We start from the raw sequence: 329 nt of genomic DNA on the forward strand, positions 1-329 counted from the left end.
GGCTCTCTAGGGGTCCCGAAAAAGGAAAGAGATAAGGCGCTGTGCTTTGTTCTTTTCTTAATGACGCTATTCGCGCCTTGGCGGACGTGTGTTCTGAAGTTTCAGGCGTTTCCGCTATCACAGCTTGCACGGGGTTTAAATCTACGTAGGCCATCGCCGCCGCAGCGCTTTTTTATCAAGTAATGCATGGCTTTATTTGCATGGATATGGAGCACGGCGTGATAGTGATTACTCATGATGGCATAGGCGCATATATCAATACAAAAAGCACCCGCCAGTACGAGCAAGCGTTCTTCAATCCAACCACGACGATGTTTATAACTTTGCTG

1 pseudogene is annotated in these 329 nt (G+C 47.7%); it reads right to left on the minus strand.

From position 1 onward, the window contains the following. Positions 1–101 precede the first annotated feature (101 nt). Positions 102–329 (minus strand): annotated as a pseudogene (locus tag LRP50_RS25600) (hypothetical protein); the annotation flags it as partial.

The sequence above is a fragment of the Enterovibrio gelatinilyticus genome (assembly GCF_028683095.1).
Taxonomy (GTDB): Bacteria; Pseudomonadota; Gammaproteobacteria; order Enterobacterales; family Vibrionaceae; genus Enterovibrio; species Enterovibrio gelatinilyticus.